Origin of the sequence: Mesobaculum littorinae (assembly GCF_004011175.1) — a bacterium.
Lineage (GTDB): Bacteria > Pseudomonadota > Alphaproteobacteria > Rhodobacterales > Rhodobacteraceae > Tranquillimonas > Tranquillimonas littorinae.
On record NZ_RQXX01000001.1, the window covers coordinates 1,049,116 to 1,056,268 of the forward strand.

Consider the following 7,153-nt stretch of genomic DNA (forward strand, 5'->3'; position numbering starts at 1 on the left):
TAGTCGCACCGCGGCGTCGCATCTTGGCTGGCCCCGGAGGGCCGCGCTGCCCCTGCGTCAGCATCAGACGGCGCGTCCGGATGGTGGGTGGGAGCCGCCTCGGTCTCGATCACGACCCCGGCGCGGTCGAGGCCCGCGACCAGGGCCGCAAGGGCCGCCCGAGGATCGACATGCGCTTCCTCCGGGAAGTGCAGCGCTGTCGTGAAACGGTCGGCAAGCCCCGGCTCGACCCCGGCCAGCCCGGCGCCATCCAGCCGGACATGTCCCCCGGTCCGCCGGGCAAAGCGGTCGAGCTCTCGCCGGTCGCGCGCCAGCGTCACAACCAGCGACCCGCGCCGGTGCACCTGCGCGCCCGCCGCCTGCCACCAGTCGGCGGCGGTCAGGCCCAGCCGGGTGACCTCGGGCTCGGCGCTTTCGCCCTCGCAGAAGGGCGCGAGCATGCCACCCGCCCACCACGAACATCCGTGCCGCCCCGGGGCGCCCATGGGGTCGAGGATGCGCGGCCGCAGCCCCCGCGCCACCAGCTCGGTCGCAACGCAAAGCCCCGCCACCCCGGCACCGAGGATCGTGACCCGCGAGCTCATGGTCGCGCCTCCAGCCGCCGGGCTGTCCAGACCACCCGCGGCGCCGCCGGATCGGGGGCGCGGTGGGGTGTGCGGGCCGGTGCACACTCGCCCCTCGGCTGGGAAACCGCGCCCACTGCCCGACGTCCGCGCCTGGCGTCCGGGTCCGCGCAGCCGGACGCAACGCGCCTGCGGCTGGCCGCGACCGCGGGGACCGGGGCGGTCATTGCCAGACCTCGTGGAAGTGGTGCACCGGGCCTTGCCCCCGGCCCACCCCCAGCCCATCGGCCGCGCGGATCGCGCCCTGCAGCCAGCCATGGGCGGCGGCGACCGCCTGTGGCAACGCCTGGCCCTTCGCCAGCTCGGCCGTGATGGCCGAGGCGTAGGAGCACCCGGTACCATGGGTGTTGCGCGTGGATTGGCGCGGCGCCTCGAACAGGTGGCGGCCCGCCTGCGTCACCAGCAGATCCGAGCAGACCGGCCCTGTCGCGTGCCCGCCCTTGACCAGCACGGCCCCGGCGCCCAAGGCCAGAAGCCGCGCGCCAATGCCGCCAGCCGAAAGCGGATCCTCCCCGGCGTCGTCACGGGCCATTGAGGAAGAGGCCGGGCTGGACGCGCCTGCGGCCTTCGCCCCTTTCAAGTCTGGATCCCACGCCCCTGCCCCATGCGCCGTCGTTGCCCCGTCGGCGCATGGGTCGCGAGGGCCCGCGATCCCGGTCTCTGCCAACTGTGCACCGTGCGCCGCCGGGTCGAGGCGCTCGGTCTCCGCCCCCTCTCGCCTGCCGGGTTCAGAGTGGGCTTCGGCCCTGTTGCCCCGGCCCTGCGCGGCTGTCTCGTGGACCCTGCCCCCGGACATCTTGGCGTCGGTGTGATCCTGCAGCAGGGCGGCGGCCTCGGGCAGATTGGGGGTCAGCAGGGTGGCGCGCGGCAGAAGATGGGCGATCAGAGCCGTCTCGGCATCCTGGTCGAGCAAACGGTCTCCGGACTTCGCCACCATGACCGGATCGACCACGACCGGGCCCGCGTAACCGTCCAGCGAGCGGGCGACGGCACGGGTGACGGCGGCGTTGCCCAGCATTCCGATCTTCACCGCGTCGATGGACAGATCCCCGAGCACCGCTGCAATCTGCGCGGCGACCAGATCGGGCGGCAGGACCGTGACGCCCCGCACGCCGCGGGTGTTCTGCGCCGTGATCGCGGTGATGGCGGTGGCGGCATAGACACCGCGGGCCGAGGCGGATTTGATATCCGCCTGAATCCCGGCGCCGCCGCCGCTGTCCGAACCGGCGATGATCAGCATCTGTTGTACGCGGTCCATGGCCATCCCTTCCGCTTTGCGGGCGATGCCATGGCAGGGCGCGGTCTGCGCAACACGGGCGCAGGATGGATGCCTGCGCCCCGATTGTCGGTCCCGTTCCCTACGCCGGCATTGCCCGGATCAGGTTCGATGGGTTGGCATGCGCCTCTCAGCCCCCGCGCCGCGATACCGCCGCGCAAGGGCACCCCAACGGTGCAAGCGGAAGGCTAGGCCGCTTCGCCGTGCCGCACAAGCCCCCTCCTCGTCCTGGCGCAGGCCCGGCACAGAAGCGGGGCTCGGGCCCGCACCCCGGCCCCGACAGCGGGATCGGGGCGCCGCAAGACCACCGCGGCGCGCGCGCCGGGTGGGAGGACCCGAGCGCCCGAAGCGCTTCGTGATCGGGAAACAGAGTGTTCGTCGCGAAACCCACACCTGCGCGAACCGGATCAGGGCCCGGCCCATTCGCAGGCCGGGTCGGAGCGCATGGGCAGACGCGGCACCCTGCCCTGCAAGGCCCTCCGCGCCATCCGGCCCCCCGCACGCGCATCCGCGATCCTAGTGCATGTTGCCTGCACTTCGGGCACCGCGGCGCGTCTTTGGGCATGTGCAAAAGCGGTTTGACCTTCGCCGCGGGCTGCACCAATGTCCGCGCGCACCGAGGATAGGGAGGCCTTATTATGTTCCGCCGTGATTTCATGGGCACCGCGATCGCCGCGACGCTCGCCGCAACCGGGCTGCACGCCGCGCCCGAGGATTTTGCCGACATGGACCCGGTGACGCTGCGCCTTGCGCATGTCGTCAACGAACAGGACGCCTATCACCTGGCCGCCGTCGAGTTCCGCGACCTCGTCTCTGAGCGCACCGGCGGCAAGATCACCATCGAAATCGCGCCCAATGCCTCGCTCGGGGACGAACGCACCCTGCTCGAAGGCATGCAGATCGGGTCGATCGACATGGGGCTGATCACCAATGGCCCCGTCTCCAACTTTCTCGAAGAGATGGCGGTGTTCGAACTGCCCTTCCTCTTCCCCTCGCGCGAGGCGGCGTACGAGGTGCTGGACGGCGAGATCGGGCAGGAGCTGCTCGACCGGTTGTCCGAGGTCAACCTCAAGGGTCTCGCCTATGCCGAACGCGGCTTCCGCAACCTGACCAACAGCCAGCGCGCGGTGTCCGAACCCGCCGATCTGGACGGCCTGCGCATCCGCGTGATGGAGAATCCTGTCTACATCGACACCTTCCGCGCGCTTGGCGCCAACGCCGTGCCGATGGCCTGGACCGAGGCGCTGACCGCGATGCAGCAGGACACCATCGACGGCCAGGAAAACCCGGTGGGCGTGGTCCATGCCTTCAAGCTGGACGAGACGCAGGACTACATGACCATGACGCGGCACACCTATGCGCCCGCGATCTTCGTCATGGGCCAGCCGGTCTGGCAGCGCCTGCCCGAGCCCGCGCAGGACGTGCTGGTGCAATCCGCCAAGGATGCCGCCGCCTTCGAACGCGACCTGATCGCCGAGATGGAGGCCGAGCAGATCGCCGAGCTGGAAGAGCGCGGGATGGAGATCAACGACAGCCCCGACCTGACCGCCTTCCAGGAGCAGATCACCCCGGTCTACGAGGAATACGGCGAGCGCTTCGGCGATTACCTCGGCCGCATCCAGTCCGAGCTGAAGTAAGATGATCCGGCTCGCCCTGAGCCTCGAGACTGCGATCCGGGCGCTTCTGCGCCCGGTCGTCTTTGCGGTGATGGCGGCGCTGGTCGTCGTCATCACGACGCAGATCGTCACGCGGGTGCTGTTCTCGGCCACTGGCTGGACCGAAGAGGTCGCGCGCTTTCTGCTGGTCTGGCTGACCTTTCTCGGCGCGACGCTGGCGCTGGCCGAGGGGCGGCACATCGCGGTCACCGTCCTGACAGACCGCCTGCCGCGCCTGCCCGCCCGGGCCTTGTCGGTGCTGGGGCACCTCTCCGCGGCGCTGTTCCTGGGCGCGCTGGCGTGGATCGGCTGGCGCTACATGAACATGCAAAGCTACCAGAAATCCGCGGCCCTGCGCGTGCCGATGATGTACATCTACTCGGTCATTCCGCTGACCTGCGGCGTGATGGCGGGCCTCAGCCTCGTCTCCGCCCTGGCCGGCGGCAGCCGCAGCGCGGGGTCGGACCTCGCTTCGGGACAGGCCGAATGACGCTTCTTCTCTTCGGGATCTTCCTCGTCCTTCTGGTGATCGGCGTGCCGGTGGCGATCGCCATCGGGGCGGGCACCATGGCCGCGGTCTGGGCCGGGGGCACGCCGCTTCTGGTGATGCCGCAGCAGATGTTCGCGGGCATCGACAGCTTCGCGCTGGTCGCGGTGCCGATGTTCGTGCTGGCGGGCGACATCATGGCGGCGGGCAAGATCTCGGCCCGGCTGGTCGCGCTGGCCGACGCCCTGGTCGGCGCGCTGCGCGGCGGGCTGTCGGTTGTGTCGATCCTCGCCGCGATGTTCTTTGCCGCGATCTCGGGCTCGGGCGCGGCCACCACGGCGGCGGTCAGCGCCTCGCTGGTGCCCGAGCTCAAGGCCAAGGGCTATCGCCCCGCCTCGGCCGCCAGCCTGATCGCCGCGGGCGGCACCATCGGCGTGGTGATCCCGCCCTCGGTGCCGATGATCCTTTACGCGGTGATCGCGCAGACCTCGGTCGCCGACCTGTTCCTTGCCGGGATCCTGCCCGGTCTCGCCATGGGCGGCGGGCTGATCGCGATCGCGCTCTACCAGGGCTATGCCCGCGCCTACCCCAAGGGCGCGCCCTTCTCGCTCACCACCATCTGGCGCAGCTTCCTGTCGGCCTTCTGGGGACTGATGACGCCGGTGATCATCCTGGGCGGCATCTTCTCGGGCATCTTCACCCCGTCCGAGGCCGCGGTGGTCGCCGTCGACTACGCCATCCTCGTGTCGCTCTTCATCTACCGCGACCTGTCGCTGCGCGACATCTACCGGCTGACGATCCGCGCCGGCATCACCACCGCCGTGGTGATGTTCGTCATCGCCACCTCGGCCGCGCTGTCATGGGCGCTGTCGAACTGGCAGGTGCCGCGTGCGCTGGCCGATGCGGTCCTGTCGCTGTCGCCCAACCCCGTGGTGATCCTCGGCCTCGTGCTGCTGGTGATCCTCGTCACCGGCGTGTTCCTGGAAACCGCGTCGGCGCTGATCATCCTGACGCCGATCCTCTTGCCGCTGGTGATGCAGCTGGGCGTCGATCCGGTGCATTTCGGGATCATCATGGTCGTGGGGCTGGCGATCGGGATGATCACGCCCCCGGTGGCGATCAACCTCTACGTCGCCTCCTCGGTCACCGGCATCCCGCTGGAGCGGATCGCGGGCGCCGTGGTGCCCTACCTGCTGACGCTGATTGTCGTCCTTCTGGGCATCGCCTACCTGCCGATGCTTCTGGGCTAGGCCCCGTCCCCGCGCCGCATGGGCGCGGGGCGGGTCCAATCCAATGTCACCGCGGGGGCGGAGCCGCGGCCCCTCCCGTCCGCAAGGTCCCTTGCTCTGTGCTGTACATGGCATTTGTGCAGGGCCGCCCGGCGCGCCCCGTTCGGCCCGCCTGTGCCCCGCCGAAAGGCGGCGCCTAGTCCGAGGCGTTTTCGATCAGCGGCACAAGCCGCAGGCTGCGGCCGCCCAGATCGCGAAAGGCCCGCTGGCGACAGGTCAGGACGAGGATCTGCAGATCCCCCGCCTGCCGGTGCAGCGCGTCGAACATCCGTTCGATCCTGTCGTCGTCGGTGAAGACCAACGCATCGTCCAGGATCACCGGCGCGTGCCGCCCGGACCGTGCCAGCATCCGGGCGAAGGCCAGCCGCACCATCAGCGCGATCTGCTCCTGCGTGCCGCCGGACAGGATGCCCAGCGGCTCTTCCTGCCCGTCGCGGGTCAGCGTCGCGGGCAGCAGCGTGTCCTGCCCCCAGGCCAGTTCCGCGTCCGGCCAGATCAACCGCAAGAGCGGGTCGAGCTCGGCCGTCACGGGGGCGAAGTAGCGGTCGCGCGCGGCGGCCCGGGCGGTTTCAAGCGCCTCTTCCAGACGCCGCAGCACCGCGACCTCGTGCTCGATCCCGGCCAGCTCGGCCTCGGCCGCGGCGAGTGTCTGCTGGGTCTCGGCCAGACGTTCCTCGACCGCGTCGCCGGCGCCACGGCGGATGCGTTCGTCGAGCGTGGCGATCTCGGGGCGCAGGCGGCCGATCTCGGCTGCAGCCTCGTCCTCGATCGCGCGGGCCCGGGCCAGGGCGGCCTCGGCCGCGGCGATATCGGGGGCGTCGCGCGCGGCCTCATCGTGCAGCGCCTCGNTATCGGGGGCGTCGCGCGCGGCCTCATCGTGCAGCGCCTCGGCCGCCGTCAGCTCGGCCGCCGCCGTGCTGACGCCCGTGTCGAGCGTCGCGGGGTCAAGCGGGCCCAGCCGGTCGAGCGCCGCCGCCGCGCGCGCCTGACGGTCGGCGGCGGCGGTCTCGGCGGCTTCGGCGCGGGCGGCATCGCTGCGGGCCTCGGACTGCGCCTCGGCCGCGGCGTCGCGCCGGGCGGTGGCGGTGCCGCGCGCGGCGATCGCGGCGTCACGGGTGGCGCGCGTCGTCTCGGGATCGGGCGCGGGGCCATCGGTGCCCGCCTCCGGATCTTCCTCGGCCACGGGGATCCGCGCCAGGGCGGCGCGCAAGGGGTCGAGCCCGTCGGGCGCGAGGTTGCGAAACGTGGTGCGCGCGGTGTCGAGCTTGCGCGCCGCCCCGGCCCGCGCCTCGGCCAGGCTGCGGGCGGCCTCGACATCCGCGGCCCCGATGGCGTCGAGCGCCCGGCGCAGCTCGGCCTCCGCCGCCTCGACCGCGCCGGCCTCCTGCCCCTCGGCACCGGGGTCGATCGTCAGCTCGCCGATCCCGTCGATGCGCAGGCGCGCGGCGCGCAGCACGGCGGTGGGCGTGTCGTCCGAAAGCTCGGCGCCGTCCAGCGTCAGCCGCGCCGCTGCGTCGGGCAGGTAAAGCATGCGCAACTGGGTCGCCGCGGCGCGGCGGGCCGCGCGGGCGGTGGTGCAGGCGGCGACCAGCGCCTCGATCCGGCGCAGGTCCGAGGCGTCGGGCCCATGCGCCGCGGCGGCGGCCAGCGCCTCGCCCTCGGCGCGGGCGGCCTCGGCCCGGGCGATCCGGTCGGCCAGTTCGGCGCGGCGGGCCGCGCCCTCCTCGGCCGCGATGCGCCGTTCCGCCCGGCGATGGGCCTCTTCGGCTGCCGCCAGATCGGCCTGCGCGGCGTCAAGCGCCGCCTGCGCGGCGACCTGCGCC

General features: G+C 72.1%; 4 protein-coding genes, 1 pseudogene and 1 riboswitch. Of the genes and pseudogenes, 3 read left to right on the top strand and 2 right to left on the bottom strand.

Translation table 11 applies throughout. The features are described 5' to 3' along the window. Window positions 1–104 precede the first annotated feature (104 nt). Window positions 105–881, bottom strand: a pseudogene (locus EKE94_RS19130) (FAD-dependent oxidoreductase); the annotation flags it as partial. After that, entirely contained in the window at window positions 787–1,881 is a 1,095-nt protein-coding gene (gene thiD / locus EKE94_RS04820) for a bifunctional hydroxymethylpyrimidine kinase/phosphomethylpyrimidine kinase (protein ID WP_235855895.1), read from the bottom strand. The pseudogene EKE94_RS19130 and the gene thiD, both read right to left, overlap by 95 nt. A gap of 80 nt (window positions 1,882–1,961) precedes the next feature. Continuing rightward, window positions 1,962–2,080, bottom strand: a riboswitch (TPP riboswitch). Window positions 2,081–2,537: 457 nt separating this feature from the next. Here thiD and EKE94_RS04825 point away from each other — a divergent pair. From EKE94_RS04825 to EKE94_RS04835, 3 genes are read left to right on the top strand one after another with little or no spacing between them, the layout of a single operon-like run. Continuing rightward, complete coding sequence (locus EKE94_RS04825) at window positions 2,538–3,536, top strand: TRAP transporter substrate-binding protein (RefSeq protein WP_206615007.1); 999 nt, start codon at window positions 2,538–2,540, stop codon at window positions 3,534–3,536. 1 nt (window position 3,537) lies between these two features. Beyond that, a complete protein-coding gene (locus EKE94_RS04830; RefSeq protein WP_127905416.1) occupies window positions 3,538–4,044 on the top strand; it encodes a TRAP transporter small permease in 507 nt (168 codons plus the stop codon). After that, the gene (locus tag EKE94_RS04835) at window positions 4,041–5,291 is read left to right on the top strand and encodes a TRAP transporter large permease (protein WP_127905417.1); all 1,251 of its coding nucleotides are present in this window, start codon (window positions 4,041–4,043) and stop codon (window positions 5,289–5,291) included. Before EKE94_RS04830 ends, EKE94_RS04835 begins: the two co-directional genes overlap by 4 nt. Window positions 5,292–7,153 lie beyond the last annotated feature (1,862 nt).